The organism is Bacteriovorax sp. PP10, assembly GCF_035013165.1.
Lineage (GTDB): Bacteria > Bdellovibrionota > Bacteriovoracia > Bacteriovoracales > Bacteriovoracaceae > Bacteriovorax > Bacteriovorax antarcticus.
Map to the genome: position 1 here is coordinate 1,156,375 of NZ_JAYGJQ010000002.1, position 21,571 is coordinate 1,177,945.

General features: G+C 38.5%; 16 protein-coding genes. 14 read left to right on the top strand and 2 right to left on the bottom strand.

Annotated elements, in window-relative coordinates:
* Positions 1–10: 10 nt before the first annotated feature.
* Positions 11–892, top strand: a complete 882-nt coding sequence (locus SHI21_RS15750; protein ID WP_323577795.1) for an ATP-dependent DNA ligase — start codon at positions 11–13, stop codon at positions 890–892.
* Here the strand turns inward: SHI21_RS15750 and SHI21_RS15755 are convergent.
* On the bottom strand, positions 881–1,186 hold the full coding sequence (locus tag SHI21_RS15755; RefSeq protein WP_323577797.1) for a hypothetical protein: 306 nt from the start codon (positions 1,184–1,186) through the stop codon (positions 881–883). The genes SHI21_RS15750 and SHI21_RS15755 overlap by 12 nt on opposite strands.
* A gap of 91 nt (positions 1,187–1,277) precedes the next feature.
* Between SHI21_RS15755 and SHI21_RS15760 the strand changes: the two genes are divergently transcribed.
* From SHI21_RS15760 to SHI21_RS15780, 5 genes are all read left to right on the top strand, one after another.
* Positions 1,278–1,823 carry a DUF1415 domain-containing protein gene (locus SHI21_RS15760; RefSeq protein ID WP_323577798.1) on the top strand — a complete coding sequence of 182 codons (546 nt, stop codon included), beginning with the start codon at positions 1,278–1,280 and terminating at the stop codon, positions 1,821–1,823.
* A 272-nt stretch (positions 1,824–2,095) separates the two neighbouring features.
* Positions 2,096–3,118, top strand: coding sequence for a hypothetical protein (locus tag SHI21_RS15765; protein WP_323577800.1), 1,023 nt, complete (start codon positions 2,096–2,098; stop codon positions 3,116–3,118).
* 28 nt (positions 3,119–3,146) lie between these two features.
* A complete protein-coding gene (locus tag SHI21_RS15770) occupies positions 3,147–6,806 on the top strand; it encodes a tail fiber domain-containing protein (protein WP_323577802.1) in 3,660 nt (1,219 codons plus the stop codon).
* Positions 6,803–9,646 (top strand): beta strand repeat-containing protein, encoded by a 2,844-nt coding sequence (locus SHI21_RS15775; protein ID WP_323577804.1) that lies wholly within the window; start codon positions 6,803–6,805, stop codon positions 9,644–9,646. The genes SHI21_RS15770 and SHI21_RS15775 overlap by 4 nt, the downstream gene beginning before the upstream one ends.
* A 106-nt stretch (positions 9,647–9,752) precedes the next feature.
* Positions 9,753–10,976, top strand: coding sequence for a phage head spike fiber domain-containing protein (locus SHI21_RS15780; protein ID WP_323577805.1), 1,224 nt, complete (start codon positions 9,753–9,755; stop codon positions 10,974–10,976).
* 6 nt (positions 10,977–10,982) lie between these two features.
* On the opposite strand, the gene SHI21_RS15785 is transcribed toward SHI21_RS15780, so the two are convergent.
* Entirely contained in the window at positions 10,983–12,842 is a 1,860-nt protein-coding gene (locus SHI21_RS15785) for a DUF7844 domain-containing protein (protein WP_323577807.1), read from the bottom strand.
* A gap of 200 nt (positions 12,843–13,042) precedes the next feature.
* On the opposite strand from SHI21_RS15785, the gene SHI21_RS15790 reads away from it, so the two are divergent.
* The 8 genes from SHI21_RS15790 to SHI21_RS15825 all read left to right on the top strand — a co-directional run bounded on the left by SHI21_RS15790 (position 13,043) and on the right by SHI21_RS15825 (position 21,548).
* Entirely contained in the window at positions 13,043–13,387 is a 345-nt protein-coding gene (locus SHI21_RS15790; protein ID WP_323577809.1) for a hypothetical protein, read from the top strand.
* 375 nt (positions 13,388–13,762) lie between these two features.
* Positions 13,763–14,371 (top strand): tetratricopeptide repeat protein, encoded by a 609-nt coding sequence (locus SHI21_RS15795; protein WP_323577811.1) that lies wholly within the window; start codon positions 13,763–13,765, stop codon positions 14,369–14,371.
* A complete protein-coding gene (locus SHI21_RS15800) occupies positions 14,361–16,385 on the top strand; it encodes an SH2 domain-containing protein (protein ID WP_323577813.1) in 2,025 nt (674 codons plus the stop codon). Before SHI21_RS15795 ends, SHI21_RS15800 begins: the two co-directional genes overlap by 11 nt.
* Positions 16,386–16,413: 28 nt before the next feature.
* Positions 16,414–17,205 carry a motility protein A gene (locus tag SHI21_RS15805; protein ID WP_323577814.1) on the top strand — a complete coding sequence of 264 codons (792 nt, stop codon included), beginning with the start codon at positions 16,414–16,416 and terminating at the stop codon, positions 17,203–17,205.
* Between the two features lie 9 nt (positions 17,206–17,214).
* On the top strand, positions 17,215–17,997 hold the full coding sequence (locus SHI21_RS15810; RefSeq protein WP_323577816.1) for an OmpA/MotB family protein: 783 nt from the start codon (positions 17,215–17,217) through the stop codon (positions 17,995–17,997).
* A 2-nt stretch (positions 17,998–17,999) separates the two neighbouring features.
* Positions 18,000–19,502: a hypothetical protein gene (locus SHI21_RS15815; RefSeq protein WP_323577817.1), complete on the top strand. Its 1,503-nt coding sequence runs from the start codon at positions 18,000–18,002 to the stop codon at positions 19,500–19,502.
* Positions 19,503–19,554: 52 nt separating this feature from the next.
* The gene (locus SHI21_RS15820; RefSeq protein ID WP_323577818.1) at positions 19,555–20,424 is read left to right on the top strand and encodes a hypothetical protein; all 870 of its coding nucleotides are present in this window, start codon (positions 19,555–19,557) and stop codon (positions 20,422–20,424) included.
* On the top strand, positions 20,421–21,548 hold the full coding sequence (locus tag SHI21_RS15825) for a hypothetical protein (RefSeq protein WP_323577819.1): 1,128 nt from the start codon (positions 20,421–20,423) through the stop codon (positions 21,546–21,548). The genes SHI21_RS15820 and SHI21_RS15825 overlap by 4 nt, the downstream gene beginning before the upstream one ends.
* Positions 21,549–21,571: the final 23 nt, after the last annotated feature.

Genomic DNA, 21,571 nt, shown 5'->3' on the forward strand with positions numbered 1-21,571 from the left:
GAGAGTCATAATGAAAAAAACAAAAAGTTCTATTCCTGGGTTTATTCGGCCACAAATTCCTTTTGAAGTTTTATCACCTCCGCTTGAGAGGACCTGGATTCATGAAATCAAGTTTGATGGAATGAGACTGCAGGTCCATGTGGAGAATACTGTACTAAAACTTTTCAATACTAAAGGTGATGATGTTACCGAACTATATCCGACATTGAGTGAATCTATTCTGGAAATGAAATTAAAAAATGCCATCATGGAAGGTGAGGCCGTCATTTTAGATAAACAGGGAAAGTCACAATTTCAGCATTTGGAAAGGGCCCTCAATTTCCGTGAAGATCTACAGGTGAAAATCTTTTTTTTTGATCTCCTTTATTTAAATGGCGTTGATCTTAGAAAAAAAGCACTGATTGAAAGAAAGAACGAGCTCGAGGCCATCATTCCATCTATTCATCCACGCCTGCGCTACAGTAATCACGTTTCAAAGGATCCTGAATCTTTCTTCGACATAAACTGCAAGCAGCAACTGGAAGGGATTATATCGAAGGTGGCAGCGTCTCCTTACGTCTCAGGAAAAAGCAGTTACTGGTGCAAAACCAGATGCAGTAAAACCCAGTCGTTTTTTATCGCTGGTTTTAATGACGAGACCGAAGAGTTTTTATTAGGCCATTACGAAAGAAACAAACTGCAATTTGCAGGAAAGGTGAGTGCTAATGGAAATTATATAAAGATTAAAAAGAAGCTGGCGAAAATTCCGAAGACTGATTCGTCGTTTGAAAAGTTCCCCCAGCAAAAAAACATTTACTGGGTTGAACCTATACTAAAAGCGGAAGTTAATTTTTCTAATTGGACTGATGAAAAACGTTTGCGAAATCCGGTGCTGATTGACTTAGTAACCTAAGATATCAACGTATGTAACACCTTTATTGATCGCAGAGTTTGATTTAGCTCTCTGACCTTTGATTTCAATTTTTCCAGCAGTAAAAAGTTCTTTTAGAGCTCCACGAGAAATAATTTTTAGAGAAGCGTTTTCACTTTGGTTGCGAAGTGCTTCAAGAAGAACTGTATCCATGCGGTCTGAGCGGTAGTTTAAATTGATAATGACACGAAAAGATTTTGCTGGTCTTGGTGGAACGTATAAATCTGTTGGCGCGTTTACTTCTGTGATTGTTGTTTCAGTTGTATTTTCTGACATAGTTGTCTCCCGACATTCTTAAGCTTTTTGGGCACAATGCCATTATGAGTTAACTTTGTCGACCCCTTCCTCGTGTGTTAGTCTATTTTTCATGGAAAATACCCTAAGTCTTACAAAATACTGGCTAGAAAACATCGTTCTCGGGCTAGATCTATGCCCTTTTGCCCGAATTCCTTATCAGAAGGGGCAAATCAGAGTGGTGGAATGCGAGGATTTGGACGAAGACGACCAGATGAGCTTCTTTTTGGAGGAGTTGGATCTTCTTAGTCAAACGGACCCGAATGAGATTTCAACAACGATTATTGCTTATCCATTAGGGAGTTCTGACTTCACTATCTTTAATGATTTTGTAGGGGATCTTGAAGCGATGTTGGAAGAAGCAGAGCTTGGAGATGTTTTTCAGCTCGTGGCCTTTCATCCGGAATTTGTTTTTGTTGATACCGATTTTGATCATCTTGGAAATTATGTGAACAGGTCACCATTTCCGATTTTGCATATTTTAAGATCAGAAGAAATTTTCCGCGCGCTCAAAAATCCTAAAGATGGCGAGATCATCTCGTTTAACAACGATAAGAAGCTTCATGAGATTTCGAGAGAAACTCTTGATCAGCTTTTTTATTATCTAAAAAAATCCTAAGTCTATTTTTACTTAAATTCATTCTTGATGTGGGGTCCATATCAAATTATTTTAATTGTTTTTTTCATTTAGTGTTTCGTCTTTAATAATGAACCATCGTTATATTCAGTAGAGAAAAAGATAAAAAACACGGGTTTTCATTGGAGAAAATGATAATTCGTTTAGGCATAAAGTCGTCGCGGAAAAACATGCCTTAAATTTTGAAAACACTGGATCGTAGTACATTTAAAGTAAGGCAAACTTCGCCGATTATTTAGTTGAGGGATCACGACTTGAATAAGAAAGGGATGTGTACATTACTCGTTTTAAGTTTAAATACTCCTGTGTTTGCAGAAGAGTATTTTCATTATCAAGTTCAGAAGAATGATTATTTAAGTAATATCCTTCAGTCGCTAAGGCTCGTACCTATATATGGTAAGAACGGGTATTTGAATGAAGTCATCTCTCTTAATAAAGGCAAAATTAAAAATAACGGGAATCTGATTAGAGTCGGAACACAATTAATTTTACCACTGAAAGCTATTGGTAAGGACGTTGCTAGTTCGGAAGAAGTAAAAGAGACAACAGAAGATATAAAGGAAGCAGCAGTCGTCAATAAAGTCGCTGAACCAGTTGAACCAGTTGAACCAGTGGTTATCAATCAATCGACGGACCAGTATTCATTTTTTAAATTATCTCCTATGTTTACGAGTCTTGCTATCGAGTCTACAAACGATACGCGCTTTGGTGGAACGAAGGCCTCAAATACAACTCAATATGGAGTTGGAATTAGAGGAGAGTGGCGAATTGTTATGCGCCCGGATCTTTCTCTCAATACTTTTTTTTCAATGTCTTCTTTAAAGTTTTACGATGACACTGCATACGCACTTACAGATACAAGCTTCATCCGCACTTCATATGGTATTGGCGGCCAGTACGGAATAAATTCAGTATCAAGAATAGAGTCATCTCTAGAGATGAATCAAAATTATTTCCAGGATGTTGTAACACCTGCCAATATTCAAATTAGATCGATGTCACAAGTTGAATTAAAAACTCAATACAACCGTAATCTCTTTACCATGGGCCTTGTTAAGTCTGAATGGGGGGCAGGAGGATTACTGATTCTTCCTTCGTCTCACGGGCAGTTTAAAGCGACAACGGGTTATGGATTTAATCTGGACTGGACAACTGAATTTCGCTCTAAGGAAATTCAAGTTTCTTATGGAAGAAAGTTTTTTAAAGTGAACGACATTACAAATCAGCTAAGTGAAATTCTTGTACGATTGAATTTCAGCTTAGGTTATGAAAAATAAGAAATTCGTTTGCTTTTAATGGATAAAAATGAAAGTTAATCAGAAAAAAATATTCATAATTCTGGTTTCTGCTTTGGCCACAGCAGGATGTGTTCCTGTTGGTAAAAAATTTGCAATCGAATTCAAAGACCCATCAGCATTCACAAATTTAAAATTAGATGTCAGCTCAGTTCAGGTTCAAAATAACCAGCTTATTGTTCGCGGTGCTGGTTTAAAAGATATTAAGACGATTAAACTTGTTAATAACGGAGTGACTGAAACTCTTGTTGTGGAAAGTGCAACATCTGGCCAGTTGGTGGCCAATGGACTTTCTGCTATTGCTATTGGAGTAGGGAAAGTTTTTGATATGGTTCTGACAGATGCTTATGGTTCTGCAACGATGCCGGTTACTTTTACTCTTGAAAATGGCAGTATTATGATTGCTCACTTAAGTGATATGGGAGCAACGGCGGGACAAGTTTTAAAATATAACGGGACGGTGTGGGAACCAAGTACACTTTCTAGCTCTCAAGTTTATCAAGGCGTTTGGAATGCTAATACAAATACACCAAATATTAATTTAACTTCTCCTGTTTCTGGAGAGTACTACATTGTAACAGTTGCTGGAATTTATAATACAGTGGCCTTTGATGTTGGTGATTGGATTATTCATAACGGAACAGGTTGGGATAAAATTGTAAGTGCAGCGGCCAATAAACTTTCTTTATCGGGTGGAACTTTAACTGGTAATTTACAACTTGATACTCTACTTAAATTTAAAGGTGCAAGTAATTATGTTTCGCTGAAAGCGAGTTCATCTTTAGCATCTGATATTGTTTTAGTTCTACCAAAAACATTGGGGACTAGCGGACAATTTTTAACCACTGATGGAACAGGTGTTATGAGTTGGACGACTCCAGTTGATCCAGTCATTGATAATTTAGATGCAACTCAAATTGCAGATGGTAGTGTAACGAGCGCGGCCTTTCAATATCTCGCAGGGGCCACATCAAATATTCAAGCACAATTAAATGCAAAACAAGCGACAGGAAATTTTGTAACGGCCTTAACGGGTGACGTGACAGCGAGTGGAGCTGGTTCTGTGACAGCAACTGTAACAACAGTTGGTGGAGCAACGGCCGCGAATATTGCAGCAGGAACAGCTCTGGCAAATGCGGCGACTAATGCAAATACAGCAAGCACAATTATCAAACGTGATGCTTCAGGAAATTTTAGTGCAGGAACAATAACTGGAACATTTAATGGAAGTGCAACCAATGTCTCTGGGACAGTTGCTGTTGCAAATGGTGGAACAGGAAATACAACTCTTGGAGTGAACCAACTTCTTTTTGGAAACGGGACTTCAGCGATAAATGGATTACCGACGACTGCGATACCTGCAGTTCTTCTTAGTACTGTTGCTTCTGGTGCACCAACATGGACGACATCGACGACTGGAAATGTTTTAAAAGGTTCAGTGAGTGGTGTGAGCTTTGGAGCTCTTGATTCAAGTGACCTGCCAACTGGAACTCTTTCAGGTGCAGGAACAGCTAATTATGTTCCTTATTATAATACAACAAGTACTCTTGCGAATTCGCCAATGGCGATTTCAGGAAACAATGTAGGAATTGGAACGACAACTCCAGGTGCTATTTTTGAAGTTTCATCAACATCACCTTCATTAAGAATCAGTAATCCCAATGTGACGATTTCAGATTTTTCTACTACTGGATTTAGTCCAACATTGGGTGCAAATACAACTGCTCAATGGGTTAATTATAGTAATACAACAGGCGGATACCAACTTGCAGGTTTCACCAAATCAGGAACCAATAACGGAGTGCCTGCGGCCCTTGTAGGTTATCATGGCGGTACAGCACCTACGACAGCGGCAATACTATTGTCCGGTTGGAAATGGAATGGAGCAACTACTAGAGCGGCATTGGCCTCAAGTGAGATTGTTACACAAGTTGCAAATGCAACGACTCCGTTAATGACTGTTTTGGGATCTGGTTATGTCGGGGTAGGAACGGCAACTCCTCAAAAGCTATTGCATGTGTTAGGAAATGCAGGGACAGATTTTCTTTTCCAGGTTGAGAGTACTGCCGCTAGCAATGATGCTAATTTTTTATTGTTAGCAGATCAGAATACGGGCGCGACTAATTTTTCGATGAGACATGGAACATCTGCAGGGGCCGGTTGGAATTTTGGAATGAATCCTGCTGAGCATTTTACGATTACTTCTCGTCAATCAAGTACAAATACAGATCGTTTAACGATTTTAAATACTGGAAACGTCGGGATCGGGACAACTGCACCAACACAAAAACTTTCAGTGGCAGGAACCTATACTACAGATTTTACCGGCAACGACATTGTATTCAGTCGAGCAGGAGCTCCTAGTTATATTTCTCAAGGTGGGATAGGGGGAAATCTTTTATTCCTATCAAGCTATGCTACTGCGAAAGATACAAATGCACTTGCGCTTCTTGCTAATGGAAATTTTGGAATTGGAATGACGACACCTAACGCGTCTCTATACGTGAATAAAACTTCACCGACAGGAACAATCAGTTCAACTTTAACTGATGTTGTCGGTGTCGGAACTAATTTTACAGCGGCATTTAGAGTGGGAGATCAAATCGTCTCATCGGGGCAAGTGAAAACGATAACAGCAATTACAGATGCTACCAACCTGACAGTTAATACTGCTTTTTCTACAGATTTGGCCGCTGTCGCATATGCGAGAGTTGGAGCAGTTTTTTATGCAGGCAATGTCGGTATTGGGACATCATCAGCAATTTATCCCTTGGATGTAGTGGGAGACATTCGTTCCACTACAAATCTTAGAGTAGGTTCAGGTAGTGCTGGTATCTCAACAACTGGTAACGATATTACGCTTAAGGATGCTCTTAATAATACTTCCTTCCGTGGAACTAGAGCAACTTCTAGCTGGTCGGATTCGGCAAATACACAATGGTTTCAAGTCGGGAATTCTGGCGATAAGGTAACTTTCTCAGCTGCAGCAGGTAGTGCTGCTGGCCGAATGAAAGTTCAGACAGCTTCATTTCAGGTTGCTACAAGTTCCGGCTCAAACGTTCCAACTGGTCTATTTGAAGTCAGTAACAATACTATTGGTCTTTTTAATGTACTCAGTTCTGGAAATGTCGGTATTGGAACAACAGCTCCATCTACATTATTACATGTGAAAACAACGACGGCCGGAGCGACAGTGGCCACTTTTGAAAGTGGAACAGGGTCTTGTACGATAGTGCCAAATTCTGGAATGAGTTGTTCATCTGATATTAGATTGAAAGAAAATTTCGAAGAAATTATTAATGGACTCGATAAAGTTTTAAATCTTAGAGGAGTCACTTTCCAATGGAAAGAAAGAAGCCTTGAAGATGATTCACGCCATATGGGATTCATCGCTCAAGAAGTCGAGAAAGTGGCCCCTGAGCTTGTTACTAATGATGCTCGTGGGTACAAGAGGGTGAACTATGCCAACTTCGTGGCGGTCTTAACAGAAGCAGTTAAGGATCTTTTCCATAAATGGTTTAATGACAGTCAAGGACTTCATCGCGAAATCGCCTCAGTTAAAGCAGAGAGTGCTCAATTGAAGAAAAATAATGAATTACTGAAAGAAGAAAATAAAGCAATTAAATCTTATCTATGTAGTCGAGATCCCAACGCAGAGATTTGCAAATGAAATTTAATCAGAAAAAAATAGTCATAGTACTGATTTCTGCTTTGGCCACAGCAGGATGTGTTCCTGTTGGTAAAAAATTTGCAATCGAATTCAAAGACCCTTCATCATTCACAAATTTAAAATTAGGTGTCACTTCAGTTCAAGTTCAAAATAATCAACTCATTGTTCATGGTAGTGGTTTAAAAGATATTAAGACAATCAAGCTTGTTAATAATGGAGTTACTGAAACTCTTGTTGTGGAAAGTGCAACGTCTGGCCAGTTAGTTGCCAATGGGCTTTCTGCTGTTGCTATTGGTGTAGGGAAGATTTTTGACATGGTTCTGGCAGACGCTTATGGATCTGCAACGGTACCAGTTACCTTTGTTCTTGAAAACGGAAGTATTAAGATTGCTCACCTAAGTGATATGGGAGCAGTGTCAGGACAAGTTTTAAAATATAACGGGACAGTGTGGGAGCCAAGTACGCTTTCTAGCTCTCAAGTTTATCAAGGTGTTTGGAATGCTAACACTAATACACCAAATCTTAATTTAACTTCCCCGGTTTCTGGTGAGTACTACATTGTATCGGTTGCCGGAACTTATAATACAGTGGCCTTTGATGTTGGTGATTGGATTATTCACAATGGAACAAGTTGGGATAAAGTTGTAAGTTCAGCGGCCAACAAGCTTTCTTTATCGGGTGGAACTCTAACTGGAAATTTACAGCTTGATACTTTACTAAAATTTAAGGGTGCAAGTAATTATGTCTCGCTAAAAGCAAGTTCATCTTTAGCATCTGATATTGTTTTAGTCTTACCAAAAACAGTTGGAACGAGTGGACAATTTTTAACGACTGACGGAACAGGTGTAATGAGTTGGACGACTCCTGTTGATCCAGTCATTGATAATTTGGATGCAACTCAAATTGCAGACGGCAGTGTAACGAGTACGGCCTTTCAATATTTGGCAGGGGCCACATCAAATATCCAGGCACAATTAAATGCAAAACAAGCAACTGGAAATTTTATTACGGCCTTAACTGGTGACGTGACAGCAAGTGGGGCAGGGTCAGTGGCCGCCACTGTAGCAACAGTTGGTGGAGCAACGGCCGCAAATATTGCAGCAGGAACAACTTTGGCGAATGCCGCGACTGATGCAAATACTGCAAGTGCAATCATCAAACGCGACTCTTCAGGAAATTTTAGTGCAGGAACAATTACCGGAATATTTAATGGTAATGCAACCAATGTTTCAGGAGTCGTTGCAGTTGCAAACGGTGGAACAGGAAATACAACGATTGGAGTGAATCAACTTCTTTTTGGAAATGGAACTTCAGCGATAAGTGGATTACCGATTACGGCCATACCTAGTGTTCTTTTAAGTACTGTGGCCTCTGGTGCCCCAGTATGGACGACATCGACGACAGGAAATGTTTTAAAAGGTTCAGTGAGTGGTGTGAGCTTTGGAGCACTCGTTTCAAGTGATCTACCGGCCGGAACTCTTTCGGGTGCAGGAACTGCTAATTATGTTCCTTATTATAATACAACGAGTACTCTTGCGAATTCGCCAATGGCGATTTCGGGAAATAATGTAGGGATAGGAACGACAGCACCAAATGCTAGGCTTGTTGTGACTGATGGAACAGCTCCTCAAGCTTCAATCGCAGCAGTTGTACCAACGATTTCTGCTCAAGCATCAGGTCCGGCCTATTTCATGGGGAAGGATTTAACGAATGGTATTGAGTTTATGTTTGGGACAAGTACTTTAGGTGTTGCATGGGCAGGCTCAACATCGAATCATAATTTTCAGCTTAGAACCAACAATAATCCAAGGCTTTCTATTGATACAGCTGGAAATGTAGGGATTGGAACAATAGCGCCAGCATCAGCACTTGAAGTGAATGCTCCAGCAGCGGCCTTTGGAGTTAATCAATTTAAGGTTACAGATGGAACAACTGGTGGGTATTTTTCAGTAAGTGAAGGAGCGAGTGGAGCGGCCAATTATCTTCCAACATTTTCGTTTGCTTCAACAGGAGTAAGTGGAATTGGAGGAGCTTTACTTGGACTAGTACCTTCAGCTAATGATGGATTATCTGCATCAGGAGCTGCAATTATTCTAGATGGTCGAACAAGTGCGGGTACTGCCTTAACACTTGCAAATATTTTGAATATTCGTAATAACGGTACGGCATTGATGACAATGACAGCTAGTGGAAATATGGGAATTGGAACAACGGTACCTGGTGATAAATTAGATGTATTAGGAGGAGCAATGCGTGTAAGCCGCAATACTTCGCAATACCTTTACCTTTCTGGTGGAGATGCCACTAATCAACATAACTATATAAGAGGGATGTCGACGGAAGGAAATAAAAAAATAATGTATTTTCAATCCTTCAATGATGCTTCTGGTTCTGCCGCCGGAAGTAATGGATTTCAATTCCAAACAGGAACAATCGCCTCACCATTAAATGCGCTAACAATATTAGAGTCAGGAAAAGTAGGGATTGGGATAACAACTCCTACCTCTGCACTTCAAGTTAACGGAACGATCGTTGGTAAAGCTTCTGTTTTAAACGCAACGGCCACCATCGATTTTTCTACGGGAAATCAACAATACACTGCGAGCAGTTGTGGTACGTTTAATTTAAATAATTTAAAAGATGGCGGCTCTTACGCTTTTGCGATTCAAGGCTCAACGGCGGCACTTTGCTCATTCAATGCTTTCAGTGATGTCGGTGTGACTCCTTTGACTGTTCACATGCCTACAAATCATGGACTGAGTACAGCAAGTACTCATACACTCTATAACTATATGGTGATGGGAACACACGTCTATGTTTCATGGGTGCCAGGATATTAAAATGAAAATATTTTTAATTTTCATTTTAATGAGTAGCTTTACTGCGCACGCAACTAATAATTTCTTTAATGGTTCATTCTATCAGATAAGTACCGATTCAAATTGGGTGAGGAATGGATCAACTCTTGATTTAGATTTTGCCAACGATCGCTACCATTTAAACGGGACCAGCTATACTGGAATTGGCAGCTTTATAACGGGCGCTGGTGCAAGCTTTTCTCGCGCAACGACTGCGACTTATTATAATTCTTTGGGCGTTTTATCGACGGCCACGGCACATAGTCCGAGGCTTGATTATGATCCAAATACTCATGAGCCTAAAGGATTATTAATTGAAGAAGCAAGAACCAATGATATGTTTCGATCGGCCGAAATGGATAATGTTTATTGGTTAAAAAGTAGTATCACAGTTACTGCAGATGCAGCCTTAGCTCCAGATGGTACAATGTCTGCGGATTTAATAACAACTACAGGTGCAAGTAATACTTATATTACCAAATTGGTTGGTACCTATGCTGGAGGCACTGCAGTTACTAAATCTGTTTATGCCAAGGCCGGTACGAGTTCAAAAATTATTTTTGAACATGTTGTCAGTGGTCCCGGTTATTTGGTTACGACCTTTAATCTCTCGACATTAACAGTTACACCAGCAACGGGTGTGACGGCATCAATACAAAATGTAGGTAATGGATGGTATAGGCTTTCGGCCACTAAAGTTTTTGCCAATTCAAATACGACAGATTTTTGGGCAGCTACCTATATTGATATATATGGTACTGCCGCTGCTGGAAAAACAATTTATCTCTGGGGTGCCCAACAAGAATTAGGGGCCTTTTCGACTTCTTATATCCCCACAACCACAGCAGCTGTCACTCGAAGCAAAGACAACTTTACCGTTCCAACTGCGGCTTGGTTTAATGCCACCACTGGAACCTTCGTCACGCAAAGTTATGGCCAGATAAACTCGACTCAGAATGGTTATGGCCGTGTTGTTGGTGGAGACGGAGCTGTGAACTTTGTTGGTTTTGATAGCAGCTTATCCAGAGTTGGAACCTGGAATGGTACGACCACTCTCACTGCAGTAGGCACAGTCACTGCTTCATCTACTCAATCCATTAAAATGGCGCATGCTTGGGATCAAGGGGCGGGGACGCAATCAGTAGCTGGTAGTCGTGGACAACTTTCTACTGGAAGTTATGTTGGGAGTTGGACATCAACGAATATTTCTCCCGGTGGCAGTAGCTATAATCCGCTTAATGCTCCTGTCATGAGAGTCACTTTTTTTCCTCTGTGTTTACCTGATGCAGGTTTGAAAGATTACACCAGGTAATAATTTTTAAAGTGCGCCGTTATTGATTAAAGCAATCATGTTAATCAAATTGCCACGGTTAACAGCGATCGCCTGAATTTCTTTAACTTCTTCAGGGAAATATTCCATAACCAGGTCTTTCATTTTCGAAGCGTATTCAACAGACAGACTTCCCACTTCATCAATTTTTGCCTGTGGAATAGAATCAAATTCTCCCGCTAGTGGAACTCCGTATCCTGCTTTTAAATAATGATCTGCACTCAATTGGTCTTGCAGGTGTTGAAGTTCAATAACTTTTTCACCTAAGTCTGCTTTCAATGTTGGGTCAGCGTCTTCACCAAAAATCAGGTCTCCAATTTTCTTAGCAAATTTAATTTCTTCAGACTGAGCAATCAGGTCTTCAACTCTTAAAGCATTGGCAGTCATTTTTAATTTTGATTCACTCTTATCAATCGCCGTTTGGTAAATTTTCATTCTCTTTGCCGATTTATTGTTTTCAACAAATTTAGCAAAGTCTTTTTCTGTGATCCCAAGAACTTTTAACGAAGTTAGGATTTTTTCACCAACACCAGGAAAGAAGAATCCTTTTTTCTCAGCTGATTTGATATCGGTTAGAACAGAAGTATCTCCTAGACCCATATCAATCAGGTAGCTATAAAGACCTGATGGTGTTGTAATGTTTTTTACCTGAAGATCGTTGTCTTCACCTCTGGCAACTTTTAAAAGATAAAGAGCTTCTGTCGCGCAGTTATTTGTTAGGAAGAAGTATTTACCCTTATATCCCCAGAATAATTCTGAAGCACGAGTGACAAATCTTTGTGCTTGAGTGTCTGTTAACTTTAAAGGTAGAGACGTTACTTCGCGGAATTCACCTTTCGTGTATTCATTAATAACATCAGTTAATGGAAGAAAGAATAATTGAGAAGGGTATTCTCCGTTCATGCCTTTTGTATAACTTGTTGTGATGTCCTGAACGTTTGCTCTAAAGCTTAAAACTACATGGTAGGCAGTATCGTTCATACATGATGGGCCCTTTGCTTTTCCAGGAGCACAGAACACCAGGCGGTACATCGCGTGGCCAAATCGGCTCATCGCTGCTTTTCCTTTACCGGCAAATAAATAATGAACCTGGTAAAGACGACTGAAATCCATATCGCGAACTAAAGATGCTTCTGTTTTTGTGTTGCTGATTCCCGCAGTTACGACAATCTTCTTAATCGATTCACAGCTTTTTTCAATTCCTGGTTTTGCACCAAAGATATTTGCATAGTATTCATAATAAGTTTGTCTGCGGCACTTGAATTCTGAATCATAAAGAAAGTATTCAAAGTTAACAGCAAACGTTTCTGCGCTATTTTTGAATTCATATCTATCAGGAGAGCGCTCATTTAATTGATTAAGATTCGTTCTTTTTTTAATGATCAGACCTTTTGCAATCCATCCACCGATATTAAGGAATAGGGGACTCTTAGAGATCTTTTTCTTTTGGTCATACATGTGGGCAAGTTCGTGAACAATCGTTGCCTTCATATATGTTCTGATATCTTTATGGTTGCAGTTAATTTTGCGGTTACCTTTCTGGATTTCTTTTGCGAAAACATTTTCAACTTCAATCGTGCTGTTAGAGTCCAGCATGATATCGCGTCCAACGATAATGTTCTCTGAACAGTTATTATCAATACCACTCAGTGATACCTTATTTAAGTTCTTAAACTCGACTGTGACAGGTTTTCCGATGGTCTCCTTCATACTGGTAGGGAGTTCGGCAGTAATCTCTTTAAGGACGCCTGAAACAGCATCTGACTTAATGTTGGTCAAAAGCTTGAATTCACCTGCATGAGCAGATGTACATAGGGCCATAATGAACATAAGTTGCTTTAACTTCATAACATATCCTTGAGAGTAAATAAGTAATGTGATTTTAGCTTTTATTTGGCCGGGCAACATAGATATAGAGAGACCACTATAAAAACTTCTGTTGTTGTCTAAAGTTTAGACAGTTATTTACAACACAGAATATTTACATACTCACTATTTTTTTTTTTTAGCTGTGTTAGTTTTTGTTCACACAAACATACGGAGGATCTATGAAATTAAAATCACTAATCGCTGCAGCTTTACTTGTTACTTCAATCTCTACATACGCTGTAGACTTAACTGTATCTCCACTTTACACAGTCATCGGTCTAGTAAGAACAGCAGTAGCAATCGTTGTTACTCCAACTGCACTAGCTACTGGTTCATCTGAAGCAACTTCTGCAAACAAAGAACAACTTGCAGCTGTTAGATCAGACGCTGTTGACTTTCTTGCTGGAGCAGAAGCTTCTGACGTTCTTTCAGCTTCAATTAAGCAAATCAAAGGACAAAACGATGAAATGAACGCGTTGTCTGATACTCAAGTTGCTAGCTTAATCGTTACAGCTCTAGAATAATTTTTTTAAAAAATAAAATTAAGAGAAGGCCTCATCTGTAAAAAGATGGGGCCTTTTTTTTTGCTTAAAAAAATACCTCTTTCATTGGGGAGAGGCGTGGTTCAGTTTAGTTATTGAACCAATGTAAAAGAGTAGGGTAAAGACCCATTTTCACAGTGAAAAAAAACATTCATGGTTCAGGATTGTTTTTGAATCGGTATCTTTTTTTCCTCTCACGATCAAAAAAATGAAATATGCCATACTGAATTAAGCTTCGCTAAGAGTGAAAAGGTAATAAACAAACAAGTATTTCCTAGTGAAAAATGAAACAGTAATTTCCTCAATCTCTTTAAGTTTTTATTTTAAGGACCGAAATAAAACTTAGGAGACCTGCTTATGAAGAATTTACTATTAATCCTTGTTTGTTTTGTATTCAGCTTTATTAACGAAAGTTACGCTGACCAAATTAAACTTAAGAGTGAGCCCACTGATGCAGTTATCTACATCCGTGACTTAAACGGGACAATTAAAAACAAAATTGGAAAAACTCCTTATGAAGGAAATATCCAGGAAATAGCTTCGACATATGCAAAATCAAATTTTTTCATTCTGGTTTTAGAGAAAGAAGGCTACGAAGGTCAGTCTATTCTTCTCAACGACCTGTTTAAAAGTGATATTGAATTGAGCATGAACTTAGTAGCGAAAGAAGATATTTTAGAATTTAGAAAGCTGGATAAAAATATTAATGACCTGTTTGAATCGCAGAGACTTCTAAGAGCTCAGCAATACGACGAGGCATTGGTCTTATTAAAGAGCATTGAAAAAGAACAACCTAAATTATCAATAGTTCCTGAGATGATCGGGAGCACTTTATATTTATCAAAAGACCACAAAGGATCATTAACTTGGTATGAAAAAGCATACCGTATGAATCCTGAAAACAAGGATGCCTTCATGATGAAGAGTTATCTAAGGAAATCGTTAGGAGGAAGTGATGCTAAGTAAATTCACTTCAATTTTTATTTTGATGGTTTATGTTCTTGCAGCTTCAGTTAATGCGCAAGAGGCCGCGCAAGGTAATTTAATGCCAATAGAGTGGCAGGCGATTAAACTTCAAGAAAGCATTGAAAATAAAATCGGAAGATCCCTTAATCCAATCATCGATAGAAATGCTTACGTTATAGAAGTCAAAATTGGTGTTGATAAAGATTTAGCAGAAGATCCAAGTTCTAAAAAAGTCACAAAAACAGTTTTAGCAAAAAAAGTTAAGTTTACAGCTGCCGAGTATCCAAAAGATGGTGATGATTTTGTTATTTTTAACAAATTAGGTTTAGAAGCGCCGATTGTTGGTGATGAGCCAATTGAATCTCAGACGTCAGAAAGTGAGCTTGCTCAAAAAGCAATGATTGAGATGACTGAGAGATTTAATCTTTTCAATTTCATGAGCACTATTGATATCAAACTTACTTTTGATAAAGCACTTTCTAAAGAAACTAAAGAGAGTATTAAAAAAGTTGTAAATGGATTAAGTTTTAATACTAAAGATGTAATTCCGCAGATCAACATTCAGTATCTTGACCTTAAAGATTCTTTAGTGAAGAGCAAACTAGCAGCAGATTCTGCAGCGGCGGCAAATGGATCTAAAGAGAGTAAGATTGATAGTAAGAATGCCAATACAGATCTTTCTAAAACTAGCTTCGGTGATAGATTTAAGAATTTAGATATTATGATAGGTCTTATCATTTCTTCGTTTATTCTTGGTGTGATTGCACTATTGATTGCGAAAAATGGAAGTAAAGTTGAGTCCGAGCAGGAAAATGAAAACTCTGGGACATCTGAAGATGTTGTAGAAGAAAAAGTTGAAGAGACCGCGCTGACAGCAGATGAAGAATTATTAGAGACCGAGGAGAGCGATATGAGTATTGACCTGACACAAACAGATATTCAAACAGTAAAAATTAATCAGACTTTAGAGAGATTCAGAAAAGTCGTGAGCATTCATTATAACGATACAGTCCTGATGTTAAAAAACTGGATTAAAGTCAGTAAAGATCAGGAAATTTCAGCTCTAAGAGGGCTGGTAGAAACACTGGAAGATAATGAATTGAAAGATCTCTTCAAGGCACTTACTCATGACGAGAGATCGACATGGAAAATGAACCTTGACGGGGAAATGACAAAACCAGAATTAAGCAAGGCCTTTGCTTATATCAATAGTCAAATCATTCACATGATGATGGTTCCTTCGTTAATTGATGATTATGAAATCTGTGATTTGCTTCTTGATCTTTCGCCTGAAACAGCAGCGAAGTTCTGTATGGAAAATCCCGCTCTAGGTGTGGTATTCGCCAACGTTCTTTCTGCTAATACAATCGGGGAGATGTTCAAAATTATGCCTTATGAAATGACGGCAAATATTATTGAAGAAAGTGCATATTTCCAAAGAGAAGAGATCGTGGCCTTGATGCCGGTTCTTAAAGAGAAATTAATTGCAGTGAAAAACAATAGAGAGAAGCCACCTTTCATTAAACGCATCGTGGATATTCTGCCTACAACAAGACCAGAAATTGAAAAGAAGTTGTACGCAACATTGTTAAAACATATGTCAATAGAAGATGCGAAAGAGACAGCAATGAAAATTCTTCCATGGGAGATTGTTGCACAACTTCCGGATACAGTTTTTAAAGAACTAGTCTCAGGTTTACCAATGGACTTCCAGGTTCAGTACTTCATCTCTCAAGGTGAGAAAAGAGAAGAAGAGCTTTCAAGATTTGCTTCAAAAGGATCTAAGGGGCGCGAGATGATTGATGTGGAAATGTCAGTTGTTCTTAAAAACGAAGTCCTTGTTAAGAGAATTGAAGGGGATCGTAAGAACCAGATTCAAGCACAATTTGTCGACTACGCAAGAAAGTATTTGTCAGAGAGTACTGAAGCTCAAAAAGAAGTGGCACCACTTATTATGGACTGGTTTATGGATATCAAGAGAGAATTTACAGGAACTGTAACTAAAATAGCTTAATCAAAATTATATTTTGAAAGGATTCAAAATGAACTTTTTTTCGATATTAGGATTTTTCTTTATTCTTGCAGTTATGTTTGGTGGAGTTGTCACTACCATTTCAGCAAAAGAATACCATCTCTTTGCCGATCTACCGGCAATCTTCCTGGTGGTTGGAGGGACAGCGGGAGCTGCGGCCATCACTATGCAGATCAACAGGGTGGGAAGACTTCTCAAAGTATTCTTTAATAGATTATTAAGAGGAAAAAGAGTCGAGTATTCCAACATCATTAAAGATCTAATGATTATCGCTGAAGCTTACCGCCGTGGTGATTCTATTGCGACCGTGATTGAAAAAACCAATGACCATTTTTTGAAAGAAGGTCTGCAAATGATCGACGATAATATTTTAAAGGGTGAAGAGCTCTTTGAAGTATTGGAAAGTCGTGCGGCCCATATGTTTACTCATTACAATGAAGAAGCGACAAAATTCAAAAATTTGGGTAAGTATCCACCGGCCTTTGGACTAATGGCAACCGTTCTCGGGATGATTGCACTACTGTCGAATTTAGGTGGAGCGGATGCTATGAAGATGGTTGGTCCGGCCATGGGGATGTGTCTTGTTGCTACATTCATGGGGATCGTACTTGCGAACGTTGTTATCCTTCCCATTGGTGACTCACTTGCTGATAATGCCAAAGAGATCAATTTAAAAAATCAAATTATCGTTGAAGGGTTATACCTAATTTCAGAAAAAACGAATCCAATCATCGTTGCTGAAAAATTAAATTCATTCTTGCTTCCGTCAGATCGTCTAAATTGGAAAGATGTGGCAGCTTAGGAGAATTAAATGAGTGATTCACACGATACATTTCCTCCCATGATTCCAAAACGTGGAAGAAAAAAGAAACATCATGCAGTTCATGAAGAAGTTCACGAAGGTGAAGGCCCCTGGATTGTTTCCTATGCGGATATGATGACGCTTCTATTTTGTTTTTTCGTTATTATGACGTCGTTTGCGAACTTTGATCCTGTTGTTGTGGCCAAGAAAAGTGCTGCCATTGCAGATCATTTTGCGCCTGATTCAGTAATGGATGACTTAAAGGCCTATCAGACATTGGGACTTGATATCGGAGGACACCCGAATCTTAAAGGTGTGGCCAGATCACAGCTAAAAGACGGAACACTGGAAATTGTTTTTTCTTCTTCGTTAATGTTTGCGATGGGAGAAGTTGATATCAGTCCAGAATTCATGAAAAGTCTGGATGTTTTAGTCGGACTGATTAAAAATAAAAATCCTAATTATCGCATCATCGTCGAAGGGCATACCGACAATGCTCCAATATCGCCTAAACACCCTTATAGATCAAATTGGGAACTCTCTTCAGCACGCTCTGCGAGTGTTGTGAATAGATTCCTTTATTATGGATTTAAACCCACTCAGCTGGTGTCTGTTGGTTTTGGTGACTCAAGACCGATTGCGGTAGATCACGATAAAAATGGAGAGGCCTTACCTGAGAACCAGGCGCTCAATAGAAGAGTTGTGATAAAAGTTTTAAAACCGCTTAAGAGCGATAAAATGAAAAATTTAGGTATTGATACTTATTTTGATGATAGTGAGCTTGTTAAGTAGTGATGAAGACATATTTATTTATTTTAATTGTTTTATTTGCTGAAACCTTAATGGCGCAGACTACGACTGCGGAAATGAAGGAATTTGGCGAGGCCAATTATCTACAGCTTGATGAACTGGATGTCCCCAAAGGGATTAAAAGAGTTGAAGATCAACTTCGAGAAAACGTAATCGACGTTATTATTCATAGTAAAACTCACATGCCCATTTTTGCTCAGAAAAGACCGGATGGTTATAGTAAAAGTTATAAAAAATTCTATGGATTAAATATTAGAATTCTTCCTATCTTACAAGATGATGATTTTTATTCTCTTCAACTTTTTTATTTCAATTGGACGACAAACAAGTTTGATAAAAAACTGGTGAAAAAAATCAGTAAGTATAACGTTTTGAATGAATTGCGATTTGCAACTTACGAAATCCTATTGGGAAAACAGTGGGTGCTCGACCATAAGGATGAAATTGAAAGCAGGAATTTTGAGCGCATTCAGGCCGTGAGAGAAGTGATTTCTGAGCAGGAAAGACTGAGAAAAAAGAAAAAGAAAGAAGATGAAATCAAAAAGCTAAAGGCCGAAGAAGAAGAAGAAAAAAAAAGCGCAAGAAATCTGATTAAAAGAGAAGAGCGCGAGAAAAAAGTCAAAAAAGAAGAAGTGCCAGAAGAAGAAGAGGCCATTGAAGAAGGTGCCACTAGCGTAAACAAGACTGACCTGGATCAAAAAGGTGCGGATGTTGAGCAAGAAAAAATAAAAATAGAAGAAAGCATTCAAAAACAATCGAGCTCATCAAAAGCTTCGAAGAAAAAAAAGGCCAAGACTCCTGGTGAAGTTGAACAAGAGAACACTGAAAACTTAGTGTCGGAAATCAACCCGGAGATACCTGGGCCCGGAGTTCCTAAGAAAACTCATTTCTATGGATTTGCCAATTACTTCCAGGAAAATACTGGGGTGAGAGGGGGTTTAATTACCACTGATACAGATTTAAAATATATTGGTGCCGGCGGAAGATTCATACTGGAGCGTGAGACTTTTATTCCCACAGGCTACAGAGTCAGTATTCAAGCGGCCATGCCTATTTTTAAAGAAAAATATAAGTTTCCTATTTACCGCAGTGTCGAATCGGAAGTTTTTGCTTCTCGTATTTTAGACCGCTTTCAATTTTTTGCGGGCCTTGATTTTGTACCTGTCTACTTTGTAGGACTACCTTCAGAGGGAAGCAGGCTTCAAGTCTATGAAAACGATTTTTTATGGCTTAAGGCCGGAGCAGGAGTGAATGAAGTCCTGTTCAATAAAAAAGTAGAGCTACGTTTTTCTTATTTAAAAAGCCTTGTATCCAAAAGTAACCAAAAGGATAAATTTGAGGCCACTAAGACGATTATAACTTCTTATTTTCAAATCCATGATTCCCATGGTGCAGAAATCAATTTTAGCACCATGAATGCTTCAGGATCTTTTGATGTCGCTTCTAAAAGGGTCGCATTCTCATACATTTATAAGTTTGAGAACTAATTTCCCCCTATAAAATCTAATGGGATAACAGATAATAAGAGCAGGAGTTCTTATGAATCAATTATCCAGCAAAGACCGCTTAAAAGACAAATTTTCAAAGTTAGAGATGGATGTAGATGATGAACGTTTTGTTCATAAGCTCACTGAAGCTTCTATTAGTAATATCAAACCTGTCAGTCAAACAAGTTCAAGAGGGAATGGTTTTACATCCTTGTTTAAGCTGATGAAGTACGGCAGCTTCGTTACTTTCAAAAAAACGAAACATGCATGTAGTTATTCATTTAATAAAATCACTTCATTCAGTGCCAATGTTTTTTCCAAGACAGTTCAGTTCGCTCGTGAAAAAGAAGAGTACACTGAACTTTTACTTGAGCGCAAAGTGAATCAAGTTGAACTGATAAAAAAAGAACAAAAAGAAAATGAAGAATTGAAAAAACAGAACCTGAAAAATCTGATTGGTGATTTTCACCGTAATATGGATTTATTATTCCAGGACAAAATAGATTCGGACGATTTTTCGATTCAATATGCAAGTGAAGACAATTTAAAGTCTGTGCTGGAAGGCCAGACTCTGTTGATGGATATTGTCTCAAAAAAAATCATCTATAATCGAATGATCATGAATATTAAAAATGTAAAATTCAAAATTGCTTTTGCTGGCGATGAACTGGCCAGCAAAATGACTTTTGAGCTGGATAAAAAAGGGCATCTGTGGGCCACAATGTTTGGAAAGAGTATTGTCCCGGATCTTTATAAGGTTCTAGAAAGTAAGCAGGGTAAGATTACTATTAAGCAATCTTACAATACTACTACTGGTAAAGATCTTTTCTTTATGACAATGAGCTATAAATTAAAAGAGCAACTTAAAGCAAGTATTTTTACCACTTCAGTACGTGATGAAATTAGAGATCAAACTTTATGAAAAAAACAATTCTTATGGCTGGCCTGGCATTTTCAACAATAGCGATTTCAACTGAAGCCGTTAATGTAAATACTCTTTTAACGAATCCAGATCAACTCGATTTGGAGATTCTTAAGGTAGAGAAGATTCAGACGGTGAAGCTCGATGAAGTTCAAAAAAATAAAATTGAAAAACTAAAATTTAACTTAATTGAGTTAAAGCGCTTAGGAAGAGGATTGAGTAATGAGGGGGCAATGAATGAGGCCCTTAAATTTTCAAATACTCATCAATGGACAAATACATCGGCCTTTTTGTATACAGCAAAAGAGGCATGTCAGTCGGCCGTTAATTTAGAAAATGAATGTTTTATAAAGCTGGCCGAGTTCGATGAGTTCGTTAAGAATCGTCAAATGCCTGAAGACAGCAAAGTACACCTGAAAAATTTAGTCAAAGATTACTCTCAGTTTAAAGAAGCGGGAATGGTTATTAACGGGGCATTTCTTAGAACGACCAATGCACTACTGGAAGACTCGCAAGAGTTAATTGCGAGCTCTATAAGGCCTCTGGCAACGATTAAGATAGCTCCGGCAGCAGAAGTAAAAAAGCCGATAGTCGTCGCTCCAAAAGTCCCGGAAAAGAGTCTGATTACCTTTGAGGAATTCAGTAAATATTCTGACTTCTTAATGTGGGGGCTTGGTTCAATCCTTTTATTAGCTCTGGTCGTTAAAGGCATCTTCGTTAAAAAAGAAAAAAACAGAATTAAGCGTTTTTACTCGGACATTCTTTACGTGACTCAGAAACATAAAATTCCAACTAAGTTTTATGGAAAAATTAAAAGGGTCAATACAGCGAAACTCAAAAAGATAGACACGCTTTATATTGATTTATTGAATTCGTCCGGCGTTTTGAAAACGAACCTTGATGTTCGCCTGAAAAATAGGGATAAGAAGTTAATCATTGAGACTGTTGTCTATTCAAAGAATCCTATTCAGGATGTTGTTTTAGAGAATTCCTTTGTCAAGTTCACTGAGCAGCTTCATTTCGTAGAAAAAGAAATGATTAAGCTAGGTGGGGAATTGCATGTGACGAATGCTTTTGATCAGCAAGGAAAGTTTGCCAGTTCATCTTTTGTAGTCATTCTTTAAGCTCATATAAAAAGTAAAAGATA